The sequence below is a fragment of the Coprococcus comes ATCC 27758 genome, from assembly GCF_025149785.1.
In the GTDB taxonomy this organism is placed as follows: domain Bacteria; phylum Bacillota; class Clostridia; order Lachnospirales; family Lachnospiraceae; genus Allocoprococcus; species Allocoprococcus comes.
In genome coordinates this window covers 1,000,702-1,016,481 of sequence record NZ_CP102277.1, presented here as the reverse complement: position 1 = coordinate 1,016,481, position 15,780 = coordinate 1,000,702, and the positions used below count along the sequence as shown (strand labels likewise).

The window sequence follows — 15,780 nt, the reverse complement described above, 5'->3', positions numbered from 1 at the left end:
AGTTCCTCTGATAGTGAAAAAGAAGATTTTCACGTGTCGATTCAGATCCGCGAAAATCTTCTTTTTATTTTAACTTTATCTTACATAAATCCCTGTATGGATTCGTCCTCGCAAGCCCAATCTCAACCGCTTCACCTGTAAACGGTGCAAACTGGTTCTGCATCACAACAAATGCCTCCCGCATTTCCGCCTGGTTCAGTCTTTTTCCCAGTGTTGTATGCGGAAACCAGGAAAACGGCTGGTATCTGCTCTGGATCCGTACCCCCTCCAGATATCTGATCTTTGAGAAAACAGACTCTGACAGCTTTTGCAGATATGCATTTAAAACCGGTGACAAATAAATTGTATGTGGCAGAAACATCCCTACCGAGCACCAGAAAATCTGTCCTTTTTCAAATTCCTGTTCCATTGCCGTAAAGCCGGCGATTGCTTTCTCTTCTTCTGCCATATCAAATGCCGACAAGGTAATATGTGGCGGAACCTTTCCGTTAATCATCGCCATATTGCCCGTTCTTTGCGCAATCTGTTCCATATATAACTGGATCTTCTTGTTTGTCCCTTCGTCAAAATAAAGTGATATCAGGTACATACTATCCTTTTAGCCCAGCTGACTGCCGGATCATATCTTCCACTACGATATCGTAAATCTCGCCAATACTATTACAATATTCCATAATCTTCCATGGCTCGTTTGTATGGAAATGAATTTTGATCAGATCTTCATCTCCTACCGCGATCAGACAGTTTCCTTCAAAATGTTCGGATATATATTCTGCAATCTCATCTTCATCCAGATCTTCATCTCTTCTGTCAATCAAAAGCTGCGTATCATAACGGTATGCAAACTGATCCTCTTCTACGTCTATACTGTGTACATTTCCCATCTGTTTGTTCCTCCTTACTCAAAGTTCAAGAACAGTATAGCATATTTTTATTTGTTATCAAATGAAATATTTCTGACCATATTCCGGTTGATCAGCTGTATTCCCTTTTTCCCTGCATCCACTTTTGGAATCCGTAAAGGATTACCGGAAAATTGACGGACTTATACTTGAATGATTTACTTTGTCGCAGAATTACGGCAGTGCTCCAATCTTACGAACAAGTTCGTTCGATTGACGGGCGTACGCCTTGAATGGATTACTTTTGTCGCAAATTTACGGCAGTGCACAATCTCACGAACATAGTTCGTTCGATTGACGGGCGTACGCCCTATAAATAACTCAAGCCGAGGTCAAATTCCTGCTAGCAGGATTTGACCTCGGCTTTCCTTATTTGCACTGCCTATTTTTGCACAATGTTTATGATCTTCTTCGGAACGTAGATTTCTTTTACGATATTTCCTGTAAGTTTATCTGCGATTGCTTCTTTTCCGGCAGCGATTGCTTCTTCTTTTGTAGTCTCTGCGGAAATTTTGATGACTGCTCTTGTTTTTCCATTGATCTGTACCGGAATTTCGATTTCATCATCTTTCATGGCTTCTGTATCGTATTTTGGCCATCCGGCACGGAATACGCTTTCTTTGTTGCCAAGTTCTTCCCAGATTTCTTCTGCCATATGTGGTGCAAATGGTGCCAGTAATACAGCAAGGGTATCCAGAGTATCTCTGTCTACTCCGCCTTCCTTCTTAGCGATCGCAACCAGTGTATTTGTATGCTCCATGAATGCAGAAATAACGGTATTCAGGCTGAAGCTTTCCAGACGGGTTGTGATATCATAAACCAGTTTATGACGTACTTTGATCATTTCTTTGGTTGGTTTGATATCTTTATCCTTGCTATCCATAAGCAGATTCCAGAGTTTCTTAAGGAAACGGTATACACCATCGATTCCTCTGTCATCCCACTCTGCATCCAGTTCCGGTGGTCCTACGAAGAGTTCATACATTCTTAAAGAATCGCATCCATAATCTCTTACAAGATCATCCGGAGACACGACATTTCCTTTTGACTTACTCATCTTGATACCATTCTTACCTGTGATCATTCCCTGGTTGAACAGTTTGATAAACGGCTCATCAAAATCGATCACACCGATATCGCAAAGGAATTTAGTATAGAATCTTGAATACAGAAGGTGAAGTACTGCATGTTCTACACCACCGATATACATATCTACCGGAAGCATTGCATCTGCTTTTTCTCTGGATACAAGTTCTTCGTTGTTGTGATTATCTACATAACGCAGGAAATACCATGAAGATCCAGCCCACTGCGGCATGGTATTTGTCTCACGTTTTGCCGGTTTTCCACAAACAGGACAGGTTGTATTTACCCACTCATCGATTCCCGCAAGTGGAGATTCTCCTGTTCCTGTCGGTTCATAAGATTCTACATCCGGCAGTCTCAGCGGAAGCTGATCCTCCGGTACCGGTACAGCGCCACATTCCGGACAATGTACGATCGGAATTGGTTCTCCCCAGTATCTCTGACGGGAGAATACCCAGTCACGCAGCTTGTAGTTTACAGTTGCACGTCCGATTCCTCTTTCTTCGATGATATGTGGAGCTTCTTTCTTAAGGACAGAGCTTTCCATGCCATTCCATTCTCCGGAATTGATCATCGTTCCGGAAGCCTCTGTGTAAGCTTCTGTCATATTTTCGATTTCTTTACCATCTTTTGCAATAACCTGGATGATTGGGATGTTGAACTTGGTTGCAAATTCAAAGTCACGGTCGTCATGAGCCGGTACACACATGATGGCTCCTGTACCATAATCAGCCAGTACATAATCAGAAAGCCAGATCGGTACCTTTGCTCCGTTCAGAGGGTTGATCGCGTAAGTTCCTGTAAATACACCTGTTTTTTCTTTGTCCTGCAGACGGTCTACATTAGACTTCATAGAAGAATCGAAGATATATTTTTCTACTTCTTCTTTGTGTTCCGGTGTTGCAAGCTCTGCTGCAAGCTTATGTTCCGGTGCAAGTACCATGAAGGTTGCTCCATGAAGCGTATCTGGTCTTGTTGTGTATACAGTGATCTTATCTTCTCTTCCTTCAACCGGGAAATCTACTTCTGCACCGTAAGATTTACCGATCCAGTCTGTCTGCATCTTTTTAACTTTTTCCGGCCAGTCAAGCTTATCCAGGTCATTTAACAGACGGTCTGCATATTTTGTGATACGCAGCATCCACTGACGAAGGTTCTTCTTTGTAACTTCAGCACCGCAGCGTTCGCATTTTCCGCCTACAACCTCTTCGTTTGCAAGACCTGTCTTACAAGACGGGCACCAGTTGATCGGGAATTCTTTTTCGTATGCAAGTCCTTCTTTGAACATCTTTACAAAGATCCACTGTGTCCATTTGTAGAAATCAGGATCTGTTGTATTAACTTCCATATCCCAGTCATAAAGCGCTGAGATCTCATTGATCTGACGTTTGATATTCGCGATGTTTGCTGCTGTCGATTTTGCAGGATGAGTTCCCATCTTGATCGCATAGTTTTCAGCCGGAAGGCCGAATGCATCCCATCCCATCGGATGAATGATGTAATATCCCTGAAGCAGTTTGTAACGGCTCCACACATCGGAGATAACATAGCCTCTCCAGTGTCCTACATGAAGACCGTTTCCTGACGGATACGGGAACATGTCCAGACAATAATATTTCTTTTTCGGGTTGCCGTTTTCATCCACTTTCGGATTAACCGGATTCTCAGCCCATTTTTCTTTCCATTTCTTTTCGATTGCCTTATGATTGTAAGGTACTGCCATTTTTCTTTCCTCCTGGTATTGTTTCAGTATGAAAAAAAGTGTCTTAACCTTTCATTTAATAGGAAATTTCATCAGGATTTCCTGTTAAATAAAAATCTTTCGCCTCTTTTGATAAATTCAAAGAGACGAAAGATTAAATTCCGTGGTACCACTCTTCTTCGCCGCATCCCGGTAACATAACTTACGGTGCAGCGCACTTGTGATTCTATAACGGGAATTCCCGCTTCTGCCTATCTGAAAACCGTTCAGCAGAAGAACTCAAAGGCGAGTTCAAAGATCTGATCTGCTGCCTTGCACCGCCCGGCAGTTCTCTGTACAGACTCTAATCTTTTACTGATCCTTATCCTTGTTTTTTTCATATACCTTGTTATTATAAAAATAAATACAAGTTCCGTCAAGAGATTCTTGATTGTTTTTTACGAATTCTTGATTATTTTTACCATTTAAAATTGATTTCCGTTATCTCTCAGCCATTTTCTATATTTTTTATAGTCCGGCATCCACGTCGCCACGACCTTCCAGAATGCAGCGGAATGATTCATTTCTCTACGATGTGCCAGCTCATGCACCACAACATAATCCAGAACTCCCGGCGGCATCAACACCAGCTTCCAGTTGTAATTGAGATTCCCTACGCTGCTGCAGCTTCCCCACCTGGTCTTCTGCTCCCGGATGGAAATACGCCCATAGGTCACACCCATTTTCCGGGCATAGTATCCGGTCCTTGCACCTAATACTTCTCTTGCAAGATTCCGGTAATATTTCTTTTCTGCTTCCGGCATCTCTCTCTTTTCCTGCCGCTTCATTGCATTTTCCTTCTGAAGCTTTACCTTCTGTCGGATCCAGTTCTCTTTTTCCAGAAGAAACCGGTCAATCCGCTTTTTCTCACAGGAATAGGGTGCACGGACCGTCACCTTTCCTTCCCGGTCAACTTCGATTCCAATACTGCGCCTGTCTGACCGGATCAGATGATATTCTATGTCCACGACCGGATCACCTCCAGAAAGCGTTCTCCATATTTTTCAAACTTGAACTCTCCCACACCGGAAACTTTCAGCATAGCATTCTTATTTGTCGGTTTTTCGATACACATCTGCACAAGGGTCTTATCGGAAAATACAATATAAGGCGGAACTTTTTCTTCTCTCGCTATCTCTGCCCGCAGAGCGCGCAGGATTTCAAAAGACTCTTCCTGCTCTTTATTCAGAACCAGTCCGGCCGTTTTCTTCACTTTTTTCTTCGGTGTTGTCTTCGCCTCTTTCTCCGGTTCTTTTGCCATCTTCATTGTAAATGTCTCCTGCCCTGCAATCAGTGCTTCCGACTTTTCAGTCAGCTTCACAATCATATAAGAATCCGGCGTGGTCTTCAGATATCCTTCTGCCAGAAGCTGGTTGAATATCTGCCTGAGCTTCCACGATGGCGTCTTAGAAAGTACCCCGTAAGCCGGACTGGCACCCATGCCATACTGCCGGATCTTCGCATTATTTGCTCCATGCACCGTATCCAGAATCACATTAATTCCATAACGCTGATGACTTTCTTTTACACACATGGCAAGTATCCTTGCCTCTGCCGTCATATCCACGGTATCAAACTGCGTCTTACAGTTTGAACAGTTCCCACAGTAATTGCTTCCGTATTCCCCAAAATACCGCAGAATATAATCACGCAGACATTCCTTTGTAAAACAATAATAAGTCATCTTTTTCAAGCGCTCCTGATCCCGCTCTATCACGATCCGGCGCGTCAGTTCATCCAGTTCCTGATTGTCGCGGTTGTTCTCAATGAACATCTGGTTTGTGATCACATCCTGTCCGCTATATAAAAGCAGGCACTCCCCCGGCTCACCGTCTCGGGCGCAGCGTCCCACTTCCTGATAATAGGATTCCAAATTCTTCGGCATATTGTAATGTACGACAAAGCGGACATTGGATTTATCAATTCCCATCCCGAATGCATTCGTCGCCACCATGATCTGCTTCCGGTCATAAATGAAATCATCCTGATTATCACGCCGCTCCTGGTCTGTCAGTCCCGCATGATACCTGGTCACGGAAAACCCATCCATTTCCAGGAGTGCGCAATTTTCCTCCACCTGCTTTCTGGTCAGGCAGTAGACGATCCCGCATTGATCCGGATGCTCCTCAATAAATGCTTTGAGTGCGGCATATTTATTCTTTGGGAACTGTACCGCAAGGAACAGATTCGGTCTGTCGTAACCTGTCATTACTACTTCCGGATCCTCCAGCATCAGGATATCGATCATATCCTCTCTTACTTCTTTCGTCGCTGTTGCAGTAAATGCACTCACAACCGGCCGCTTTGGAAGATACTCTACAAACTCTGTGATCTTTAAATAACTTGGCCGGAAATCCTGTCCCCACTGGGAAACACAGTGTGCTTCATCGACTGCGATCATAGAAATATCCACGCTCATAGCAAAATCCATAAACTCTGCAGTTTCCAGCCGCTCCGGTGCCACATAGATAATCTTATATCTTCCTTCTTTTGCAAAAGCAAGTGCCTTCCGGTACTGCCCCATAGTCAGGGAACTGTTCAGATAGGCTGCATGAACCCCTGCCTGGTTGAGGGATGCCACCTGATCCTTCATAAGAGAAATAAGGGGAGATATCACAAGTGTAATACCTCCCATCATCAGCGCCGGAATCTGAAAACAGATGGACTTTCCGGCTCCCGTTGGCAGTATGCCGAGTACATCCCGGCCGGACAGGATCGCATCGATCAGTTTCTCCTGTCCCGGTCGGAATCCGTCATAGCCAAAAAATTGCTTTAATACTTGAAATTTATCCAAGATATACTACCTCTTCTTCCGGTTTTTCTGCGGATTCCATCTCCAGCATATAAAGAACCGGCTGCTTTGGAACCATCGGACGGTACGCTTCGTACTCGAACTTGACGGTTACTTTTTTCCAGCTTCTCTGTGTAATCTGCGCTGCCCTTCCAAGATTACATGGATATCCATAGAAACGGATATCATCTGCGCAGCAGGTCATGATCTGTCTTCCCGGAATCAGCATATTTGCCGGCATTCCCTTCGGACGGAAAAGCTGTGCAAGGAAGGTGATCTTCTTGTGCTCGTAGCGCTCCGGATGCTCATATGCATCCACATACCAGGTACCAAAGTCCACATCATCAATGAAGATATGGTCTGCTTTCAGATCATATGGCAGATCCTCTTCTGTCTGCGGGATAATATTGCCATCCACGCCTTCAAAGATCAGCTGTGCCTGTGGGTTCTGGATCTTAAGGGCACGTCTGAACGCACTTCGGTCTGTATTTTCCCCACAACGGTTGATGATGATCAACTCAGATTCTGTAAGCTGGTTCATCAGCATATTCCGCATATTCTTCAGGTACATGTCCAGCGTCTCACCGCTAACCGTTGAGTACACACCCTGAATCTCCCAGTTACGTGGAAAATCTTCATCCAGGATTTCCTGGAGATCCCAGGTTCCATTGTACTCAATGATCACCTGGACCGGATGATAGATCTTCTCACAGTTTTCAAAGAAAGTTTTATTTAACTTTTCTCTTTCTTCTATATTGAAGAGGAACAGTCCGTTCTCATCCAGATATTTTTCCGAGTACTCTTCCTCTCCCTCTTCACACTGCAAAAGCAATGTCGGACCTTCTTCGATCCATTCCTGCTTCATCAGTGTGTCCTTGATAAATGTTGTTTTTCCACTGTCCAGAAATCCTGTACAGATATATACCGGTGTTGTCATCGCCGCTTGCTCCTCCTAGATATGGAATAACTTAATCAGATCCTCTTCTTTGAGATCTGTTCCGATCACGCATACACGTCCTGTGTAATCAGCCTGTCCCTCACGGACTTCATATTCTTCCGGAACCATATCAAACTGCTTCCAGGAACCGTCTGCCATCTGGATAATTCCTTTGGAACGAAGTACGGTTCCGTAAGCATCTGTCTCAGATAATGCTTTCAGCAGGTAATCCAGTTCTTCTTCTGTATACTTATGAGCAGTCTCCTTGCCCCAGCTTGTAAATACTTCATCTGCATGATGATGTCCTTCGTGTCCGTGGTGATGGTCATGGCATCCGCAGGTGCAGTTCTCATCATGATGGTGTTCATGGTCATGATCGTGGCATCCGCAGGTGCAGTTCTCATCATGTTCGTGATGATGCTCATGCTCTTCGTGATCGTGATGATGCTCGTGATCATGACCGCAGCCACATTCGTCATCATGATGATAATGATGTTCGTGGTCGTCATGCTCATGTGCATGTTCTTCCAGGATACCTTCGATCTCAGCGCCATGCTGCAGGGCATGCAAAACGGCATCTTTTCCAAGTTCTTCCCAAGGTGTGGAAATAATGGTTGCCTCTGCATTTTTCTCACGCAGCATATGCACGCACTCTTCTACCTTTTCATCTGTCATCATCTGGGTACGGCTGATAACGATCGTAGATGCATGCTCTACCTGGTTATTGAAGAATTCTCCGAAGTTCTTGAGATAGATCTTTGCTTTCTTACCGTCAACAACTGTGATTCTTCCGTCAATCTCAATATCTGCCTCATCTTTGACACCCTCGATTGCTTTTACAACATCAGAAAGCTTTCCAACTCCTGAAGGTTCGATGATGACACGATCCGGTGTATAATCTACAAGTACTTTCTGAAGTGCTTTGCTAAAATCCCCCACCAGTGTACAGCAGATACATCCTGAGTTCATCTCTGTGATCTCAACGCCGGCATCTTTTAAGAATCCGCCATCAATACCGATCTCCCCAAATTCGTTCTCGATCAGGACCAGTCTTTCTCCCGGAAATACATCCTCGATCAGTTTCTTGATGAATGTTGTCTTTCCTGCTCCCAGGAAACCAGAAATAATATCAACTTTCGTCATTTTTCGTTCCTCTTTTCTTATTATTATAATTTCATAAATTAGCCTTTTCTAACTGTAAATTGTTTCCGAGCTATATCGTATCACATTTCTTTAAAAGATGCAAATAAATAGCTTGTTAATGCATTGTGATTAGTGTATAATAGTTTTATAAAATCTCGTACTTTTTTAGTACAAATTCATAAACAAAGGAGACTTGATAATATGGTTAATTTATTGACAGGCCCAAAAGGAAGCGGAAAAACCCAGCAAATGATCGAACGTGCTAACGAAGCTGTAAAGACATGTGAAGGAAACGTATTCTTCATCAAGAAGAGCCACAGAGATACATACAGCTTATCTTTCAACATCAGAGCGATCTGCATGGATGACTATGATGTAATCACCAATACCGATGAATATCTTGGATTTATTTACGGTATGTTAAGCGCAGACCATGATATCAAAGCAATCTTTATCGACGGTATTTTAAAGCACGCCGACATCACACTTGAGAACATTCCTTCTTTCATCGAAACACTGAAAAAGATCTCCAAAGAAAATGATGTAGATTTTTATGTCAGCATCAGTGCAACGAATGAACAGCTTGGTAATGTAGATTTTGAAGATTGTACACTCCTTAACTAAGATAGACATTATCCAAAAGGAGGGATGAAGATTTTCTGTAAATCTTCATCCCTCCTTTTATGGTTTTCCAAATGTGGCAGAGCACATTCTTTTTATGCTATGATACCAGGGTCAAAAGGTCAGAAAGCCGATGCAAGCTTGCTTGCAAGAGGATTTTTGCACTCTCGCAATCTGGTATCAAAGGGCGTGTGAAAAAACGAAAGTTTTTTCATGCGTCCTTTGCTTATGAATACAACAGTAGTTATAGTTCATAAAAAAGTGTATAACTCCCCTTTCCCCATAAGAAAGCTATTATGGAATCCTATGCGGCAGTTGCAACTTTTTTCTGTTTGTTGTGATATTTATAAAGATTGTGTCCAATAGAAACAAGAAATACTTCCAGCAGAACAGATTTTATTCCTCTTCGGACAATTCTTTTGTACCAACGGTCGTTTTTGATGATGCCAAATGTACCTTCTGCCTGAATAGATCTATTCATTCTTAGAAGTGCTCCCTGGATACTTTCAAGATTTTCAATTACTTCCTGATGCATCGCTGTAAGTTCACGGTTGATCCGAACGATACGGTTTTTATCTGTCTTTTTACATTGTTCTGCGTATGGACATCCGGAACAGTCTTCACACTGGTAGTATTCTTCCTGACGTCCATACTTGTTTCCCTTTACGTTTTTTCGATACCGAAGATAAAAGTTTTTCCCGTTTGGACAACGCATGATTCCGTCTTCACCAATTGGAAAATTTACCGCTCGGAATGGATCTTCACGATACTTCCTGTCAGTAGTCTCTTTCTTGAACATGGTGAATTTCATATACTTTTCCATTCCATGCTGTTCACAAAAGATGTAATTGTTGTAAGAACCATATCCGGCATCTGCCACTGGATACTTCGGATAAAAGCCATATGTAGTATAAAACTCGTTCATCAACGGAATAAAACAATCCATGTCTGAGCGATACTGATTTACATCAACAACAGCAATGTATTCATCCGCAACACCAACCTGCACATTGTAAGCTGGAAGCAGCTGGTCATTTCCCATATAGTCCGTCTTGATCCGCATAAAAGTGGCTGAATGATCTGTCTTTGAGTAGCTGTTGCGTTCCTTCCCACAGATTTTGATTTTTTCCACGTATTCTTCTAGTTTTACAGCATACTCCCTAAGTTTCTCATAATGACGTTGCTGCGTGGTTTTGCGATGTCCCCTCCCATGAACAAACATCGTTTCATCAATCTGCCAGGCTTCTGCATACTGTTCAGTCGCTTTCTTCAGATACTCAGGTGCATACTCACTATTGATACAAAGCTTTATCCCTGTACATGACAGTTCTTCATTGATTTCCTCAAAGAGTGTAGTAATCTTATCAAAGAGACGGTATCTGGATTTTTCTGTGGCTTTTTTCCACACCCAGGAATATTTATTTGTATTTGCTTCAAACTTGGAGCCATCGATGTATAGATGTTGGAGATCCACATGTTCTGTCTCGAAGATTTTTTTATTTATGTCTTGAAATATTTCTTTAATGGAATCAGCAAGTACCTCGTTAATGAAGTAGCCGAAGGTACGATAAGAAGGTGTTTGATGATCCATGAGATACATGAAGCGGAGATTGACTTTACACTGGTCCTCCAACTCACGTAATGATATATAGCCATTCGCCATAAATCCGAACAAAACTGTCTTCAGCATGCTGACCGGGTCATATCTGAGTCTTCCTGTATAATGTTGTGGAATATTTTTCAGATACTTCTCCAGTTCAATTTCTCCCATAAATTTGTCAAAAGTCAGCACTGGATCACAGATGTCCAGATAATCTTGAATTAGCAGTGGCAAAACTGCCTGTTTTGGGTTAGAATAGATTATGTTATTAATTTTCATTGCAAGCTAATTATAACAGAAAGAAGGACCTTAGGGTTTATAATAAACCCTTGGTCCTTCTTTTTTTCGGGACTATGCTTTTTTCACAGCCCCAACATCATGCTATTTCAAAGACAAAACCGTATTTGCCTTATCCCCTTTTGCATACTCCAGTTTTACATCATCTCCCACATTGTACTTGATAATCTCAATAAAATCGACTACCGATACATCAAAAATCTCATCTGATCCTTCCAGCATAATGTAGTAATGAGAATCTCCATCTATAACGCCCTGGGCGATTTTCGTGATCTTTCCTTCGATCGTGCCGGTATCCATCTTCACTTCTTCTTTTTCCTTGATTCCATTGGTAAGAAGCAGATTATTGTAGGATTCTTCACATACACTTACCGTATCCCCGATCGCAACAACCTGGTACTTCTGGACATTGACCATTGCATACTTTTTCACAAGTCCTGCATCATCCTTAAGTGCCATAAAGTAAGTCGGCTCCCCGGAAATGTTAAGCAGCAGCGGGAAAGTCGCCCGATACTTCAGGTTCTGTACCTGTCCTTCTGCCGATGCCATCGCAGAATCCTCGATCGCACCTGCCACCGGATAATACTTTGTCTCCATAGTTCTCTGGTTCATCAGAACAAATCCCACATTGGACTGGTCACTGTTTACAGAAGTTACTCCCGTGTACACCCATACATCATCATCAATCGCCAGATAATTATATCCGTTTGTTGTCTTCAGACAATCTTTCTGGCTGAGTACACTGTTAAAATACCCATGCTTTAACGTGCCATAATAATCATAAAGCTGTACCAGAAGATCTGCCGAATAGGCTCGGTCGATCCATTCCGGGACTTCATCGATCCTGTAGTCCTGCATTTCGCCGGTGATCGCATTGCAGAGCACCACATGCCCTACCGTTTCTCCTCCGAAAAGACCGATATTATACTTTTTGACCGGTGCTACCCAGTATGGAACACCATTATCATCAATTTCAAAACTAAGGTCTCCGTAAATATAAGTCGGATGCGCAAAACGAAGATGACGGTAAATATTTCTTCCAAAATGCTCGCTGGTCGAATACTTCATTCCCTGCTCCAGCTTTACCATCTCCGTTGTCTGACTTGCCATATCGATCCGGATATATGCAGGAAGTCCATCTTTCCGATTGGTAAACCATTTGATCAGATTCGCATATTTCAAAGGTGACACACGGACCGGACGATCCTTGTAGTTGATCTGACTGTAGATATCGTCCACCTCAAACTGGGATACCATGTCTGACATGCTTCCCATCTTCCGGTCTCCTAAAAGCTGCGCAGACTCCTTATCCAGAAGCGGGATCTGGTCAAAGGAAAGCTCCTCGATATCTTTTGTGAATTCGCCCTCTTCTACCTTCAGAAGCTGTTGGTATTTCTTCGCATTCACAATCGGTGAAGAAAGAATGGTTCCAGCCAGATAAATCACTAACAAAAGAATAAAAAGACGGACACACCATTTGAAACCTTTGGATTCTTTCATCTCCTTCAGATCAATCGCTCCGTATCGCAAGCCTTTTTTTCCTGCAAGCACAAGACCGACCGCAAGCACCAGAACAAGCACAAAATACCACACTCCGGAAGAATGGATATTAAAAGCCGGCAGTGATACATAATACCAGATTCCTGCTGCCACTAAAAGCAGCAGAAAACTGATCGCTATATTTTTCTTTTTCATAAATTCTCCTTTTCATCGTTTTGCCTTACCAAAGCTGTCTTAGAATTTTCTACTCCAAAGTGACGGCGAGAACAGCATCAGGAACGGGAAGATCTCCAGTCGTCCGATCAGCATATCCACGCAGAACACAATCTTCGAGAAGTCTGAGAACTTCGCAAAATTTTCCACCGGTCCTACCAGATTCAGTCCCGGTCCTACATTATTAAGTGTAGTAAGCACTCCGGTAAATGAAGTAGTAAAATCAAAGTTATTGATCGAGATCAGAAGCACGGATACGATCAGGATTAGTATATACGCAATAAAGTATATATATACCCCCCGCATCGTCTCTTCTTTCACTTTTTTCCCATTTACTTTTACGATATTGACTGCTTTCGGATGGATCATAGTTTTCAGCTCCCGGCGGATGCTTTTTACCAGGATCAGAAGTCTTGATACTTTGATACCACCGCCTGTTGAACCGGCAGAAGCACCGATTACCATCACAAGAAGCAGAACACATTTGGAAAGCTCCGGCCACTTGTTGAAATCTGCCGTCACAAATCCAGTTGTCGTGATCACGGATGCCACCTGGAACGCCGCATAGCGGAATGCCTTTAAAAGAGAATGATAACCTCCGGCGATATTGCAGGTGATCACAACGGTTGCTCCTGCAATGATTCCCAGGTAAGCACGCAGCTCCTCATTCTTAAATACACTCTTAAATTCTTTCAAAAGCAGAAAGAAATACAGGTTAAAATTGATACCAAACAGGATCATAAATACGGTGATCACACCATCAATGTAGGCACTGTTGAAGTGTGCCACACTTGCATTGTAGCCGGAAAATCCTCCGGTACCGGCAGTACTGAATGCATGTGTCACTGCGTCAAACAGGTTCATCCCTCCTGCCAGAAGAAAAACTACCTCAATTGTAGTCAGTGCAAAATACATTCCATACAGGATCCTTGCGGTTCCTCTTGCCTTTGGAACCAGTTTATCTGCCTCTGGCCCCGGAACTTCCGCACGCATCAGATGCATGGAATTCTTCTCATCCAGAGAGGTAAGTACCATAACAAATACCAGCACTCCCATTCCACCAACCCAATGTGTCAGGGAACGCCAGAAAAGAATTCCTTTCGGAAGTCCTTCAATCTCAGTCAGGATCGTAGAACCTGTCGTCGTAAATCCGGATACTGTTTCAAAAAAAGCATCCACATAGCTTGGAATACTTTTACTGAGTACAAATGGAAGTGCACCTGCAAGTGACCAGAAAATCCAGGCCGTTGCAACAATGATCAGACCTTCTTTGGCATAAATCGTCATGTTCTCCGGGCATTTTCTGCCAAACAGCAGATAAATTGCCGTCAGGATCGCAGCTGTAATCAGAAAATAAACCGATGTGTGCTCGCCATAAATAATTCCAACCATCATCGGAAGCAGCATCAGCAGTCCCTCTGCTCCCATCATCTTACTGATGATATAGCGTATCATTTTCACATTCATTTCTTTTCACCCCTATTGCTCAGCCAGAATATCTGTGATATCCTTAACTTTCTTCTGGGTCTTAACGATTACAACACTGTCGCCCACCTGAATGGATTCATCCCCGTCCGGAATAATGATCTGCCGTTTTCTTCCGATACATGCGATCAGATTGTTCGGCTTCAGTTCCAGATCCTTAAACGGGATATCTGTATATTCTGTTTTTTCTTTGATAATAAATTCCAGTGCTTCTACTCTTCCGCCAACCAGCTGATACATAGATTCAACATTGACATTCTTGAGAGAATTCTGGCGTGCACGCACATAACTCATAATCGCATCTGCTGTTGCAGTCTTTGCCGATACGATCAGATCGATCCCAAGTTCCTCGACAAGCTGGGCACGTCCGTCTTCGTTGACCTTTGCCACGATCTTGTCCACACCTTTTGTCTTTGCAAAAAGTGCAAGGATAATATTCTCCTCATCCATACCGGTCAGGCTGACCAGGGCATCTGCCTGTTCAATTCCTTCTTCGATCAGAAGATCATGGTCTGCGGCATTCCCACAGATGATCGTCGCTTTCGGAAGCTGGTCGCAGAGATCTTCGCATTTCTTCCAGTCCTGCTCAATGATCTTAACCTGCATACCAAGTCCTAAAAGCTGTTTTGCCAGATAATATCCGACTTTTCCCCCACCACAAACCAGAATATTCTTCGGCTCTTTCCGCTTTCCGATCAGATGGAAAAATTCTTCAATATATTTGTGGGATGCAACAATATGAAGCCGGTCTCCATCATGGATGACAAAATCACCATTCGGGATGATCACTTCCGATCCACGTCTTACAGCACATACCAGAACTTTGATCTGGAACTTGCGGTAAAGCTCAGCAAGCGATACTCCGCCCAGATGGCTTCTTTCTTTGACAATGAATTCTACCATTTCGACTTTTCCCTTCATAAAAGTCTCTACCTTTGCAGTATCTGGAAGAAGGATCGATCTGGAAATCTCAAATGCAGCCGCAAGTTCCGGGTTGACAGCCATACTCAGTCTTAAGTCCTCTTTCAAAAGATCGATCTGCTGATAATAGATCGGATTCCTTACACGGGCGATCGTGTGCTTTGCCCCCAGTCTCTTTGCGAGCAGGCAGCTCAGCATATTCAGTTCGTCTGTCGATGCACATGCCACAACAAGATCAGCGCCCGGCACTCCTGCTTCTTTCTGCACTTTCGCATCTGCACCATCTCCGGTAATGCAGAGAATATCAAGCTGATTCAGTGCTTCTTTTAATTTCCCCTCATTCTGGTCAATCAAAACCACATCGTAATTTTCTTCGGATAACTGTATGGTCAGTTTATGACCAACCTTCCCGTCCCCAATAATTACAATTTTCATTTTTCTTTTCCTCTACTTTTGCTCTTAATACTAAGCCTTTAATACTAAAATTGTATAAAATACCAATGGGACAGCCGAAGCTGCCACCATCATAATATGTATACCACT

The 15,780-nt window shown here is 43.1% G+C and carries 12 protein-coding genes and 1 other annotated feature; of the genes, 1 reads left to right on the top strand and 11 read right to left on the bottom strand.

Going from position 1 to position 15,780, the window contains the following annotated elements; all coding sequences use genetic code 11:
* Positions 1–64: 64 nt before the first annotated feature.
* The 7 genes from NQ556_RS05040 to NQ556_RS05010 all read right to left on the bottom strand — a co-directional run bounded on the left by NQ556_RS05040 (position 65) and on the right by NQ556_RS05010 (position 8,600).
* Positions 65–589, bottom strand: a complete 525-nt coding sequence (locus NQ556_RS05040; RefSeq protein ID WP_008369786.1) for a 2'-5' RNA ligase family protein — start codon at positions 587–589, stop codon at positions 65–67.
* Between the two features lies 1 nt (position 590).
* Entirely contained in the window at positions 591–884 is a 294-nt protein-coding gene (locus NQ556_RS05035) for a hypothetical protein (RefSeq protein WP_008369789.1), read from the bottom strand.
* Positions 885–1,284: 400 nt separating this feature from the next.
* Positions 1,285–3,711 carry a leucine--tRNA ligase gene (gene leuS / locus NQ556_RS05030; protein ID WP_008369791.1) on the bottom strand — a complete coding sequence of 809 codons (2,427 nt, stop codon included), beginning with the start codon at positions 3,709–3,711 and terminating at the stop codon, positions 1,285–1,287.
* A gap of 118 nt (positions 3,712–3,829) precedes the next feature.
* Positions 3,830–4,067: a binding site (T-box leader), on the bottom strand.
* A gap of 87 nt (positions 4,068–4,154) precedes the next feature.
* Entirely contained in the window at positions 4,155–4,697 is a 543-nt protein-coding gene (locus NQ556_RS05025) for a M48 family metallopeptidase (RefSeq protein WP_008369795.1), read from the bottom strand.
* On the bottom strand, positions 4,688–6,523 hold the full coding sequence (gene recQ, locus NQ556_RS05020) for a DNA helicase RecQ (protein ID WP_008369797.1): 1,836 nt from the start codon (positions 6,521–6,523) through the stop codon (positions 4,688–4,690). Before recQ ends, NQ556_RS05025 begins: the two co-directional genes overlap by 10 nt.
* Positions 6,516–7,457: a TIGR03943 family putative permease subunit gene (locus tag NQ556_RS05015; protein ID WP_008369798.1), complete on the bottom strand. Its 942-nt coding sequence runs from the start codon at positions 7,455–7,457 to the stop codon at positions 6,516–6,518. The genes recQ and NQ556_RS05015 overlap by 8 nt, the downstream gene beginning before the upstream one ends.
* Positions 7,458–7,472: 15 nt before the next feature.
* Entirely contained in the window at positions 7,473–8,600 is a 1,128-nt protein-coding gene (locus NQ556_RS05010; RefSeq protein WP_008369800.1) for a CobW family GTP-binding protein, read from the bottom strand.
* A gap of 201 nt (positions 8,601–8,801) precedes the next feature.
* On the opposite strand from NQ556_RS05010, the gene NQ556_RS05005 reads away from it, so the two are divergent.
* On the top strand, positions 8,802–9,224 hold the full coding sequence (locus NQ556_RS05005) for a DsrE family protein (protein ID WP_008369803.1): 423 nt from the start codon (positions 8,802–8,804) through the stop codon (positions 9,222–9,224).
* A gap of 301 nt (positions 9,225–9,525) precedes the next feature.
* Here the strand turns inward: NQ556_RS05005 and NQ556_RS05000 are convergent, their stop codons facing one another.
* The 4 genes from NQ556_RS05000 to trkA all read right to left on the bottom strand — a co-directional run bounded on the left by NQ556_RS05000 (position 9,526) and on the right by trkA (position 15,672).
* Positions 9,526–11,100 carry an IS1182 family transposase gene (locus NQ556_RS05000; protein ID WP_055156304.1) on the bottom strand — a complete coding sequence of 525 codons (1,575 nt, stop codon included), beginning with the start codon at positions 11,098–11,100 and terminating at the stop codon, positions 9,526–9,528.
* Between the two features lie 102 nt (positions 11,101–11,202).
* On the bottom strand, positions 11,203–12,813 hold the full coding sequence (locus tag NQ556_RS04995) for a hypothetical protein (RefSeq protein WP_008371728.1): 1,611 nt from the start codon (positions 12,811–12,813) through the stop codon (positions 11,203–11,205).
* 39 nt (positions 12,814–12,852) lie between these two features.
* Positions 12,853–14,298, bottom strand: a complete 1,446-nt coding sequence (locus tag NQ556_RS04990) for a TrkH family potassium uptake protein (RefSeq protein WP_008371730.1) — start codon at positions 14,296–14,298, stop codon at positions 12,853–12,855.
* Positions 14,299–14,310: 12 nt separating this feature from the next.
* Positions 14,311–15,672, bottom strand: coding sequence for a Trk system potassium transporter TrkA (gene trkA / locus NQ556_RS04985; RefSeq protein WP_204575863.1), 1,362 nt, complete (start codon positions 15,670–15,672; stop codon positions 14,311–14,313).
* Between the last annotated feature and the right edge of the window lie 108 nt (positions 15,673–15,780).

Excerpts from the sequence above, each read along its gene's own strand:
- NQ556_RS05010 (WP_008369800.1), bottom strand. The coding sequence starts at position 8,600 with ATGACGAAAGTTGATATTATTTCTGGTTTCCTGGGAGCAGGAAAGACA.
- leuS (WP_008369791.1), bottom strand. The coding sequence starts at position 3,711 with ATGGCAGTACCTTACAATCATAAGGCAATCGAAAAGAAATGGAAAGAA.
- NQ556_RS05035 (WP_008369789.1), bottom strand. The coding sequence starts at position 884 with ATGGGAAATGTACACAGTATAGACGTAGAAGAGGATCAGTTTGCATAC.
- NQ556_RS05005 (WP_008369803.1), top strand. The coding sequence starts at position 8,802 with ATGGTTAATTTATTGACAGGCCCAAAAGGAAGCGGAAAAACCCAGCAA.
- NQ556_RS04995 (WP_008371728.1), bottom strand. The coding sequence starts at position 12,813 with ATGAAAAAGAAAAATATAGCGATCAGTTTTCTGCTGCTTTTAGTGGCA.
- NQ556_RS05000 (WP_055156304.1), bottom strand. The coding sequence starts at position 11,100 with ATGAAAATTAATAACATAATCTATTCTAACCCAAAACAGGCAGTTTTG.
- NQ556_RS05040 (WP_008369786.1), bottom strand. The coding sequence starts at position 589 with ATGTACCTGATATCACTTTATTTTGACGAAGGGACAAACAAGAAGATC.
- NQ556_RS04990 (WP_008371730.1), bottom strand. The coding sequence starts at position 14,298 with ATGAATGTGAAAATGATACGCTATATCATCAGTAAGATGATGGGAGCA.
- trkA (WP_204575863.1), bottom strand. The coding sequence starts at position 15,672 with ATGAAAATTGTAATTATTGGGGACGGGAAGGTTGGTCATAAACTGACC.
- NQ556_RS05015 (WP_008369798.1), bottom strand. The coding sequence starts at position 7,457 with ATGACAACACCGGTATATATCTGTACAGGATTTCTGGACAGTGGAAAA.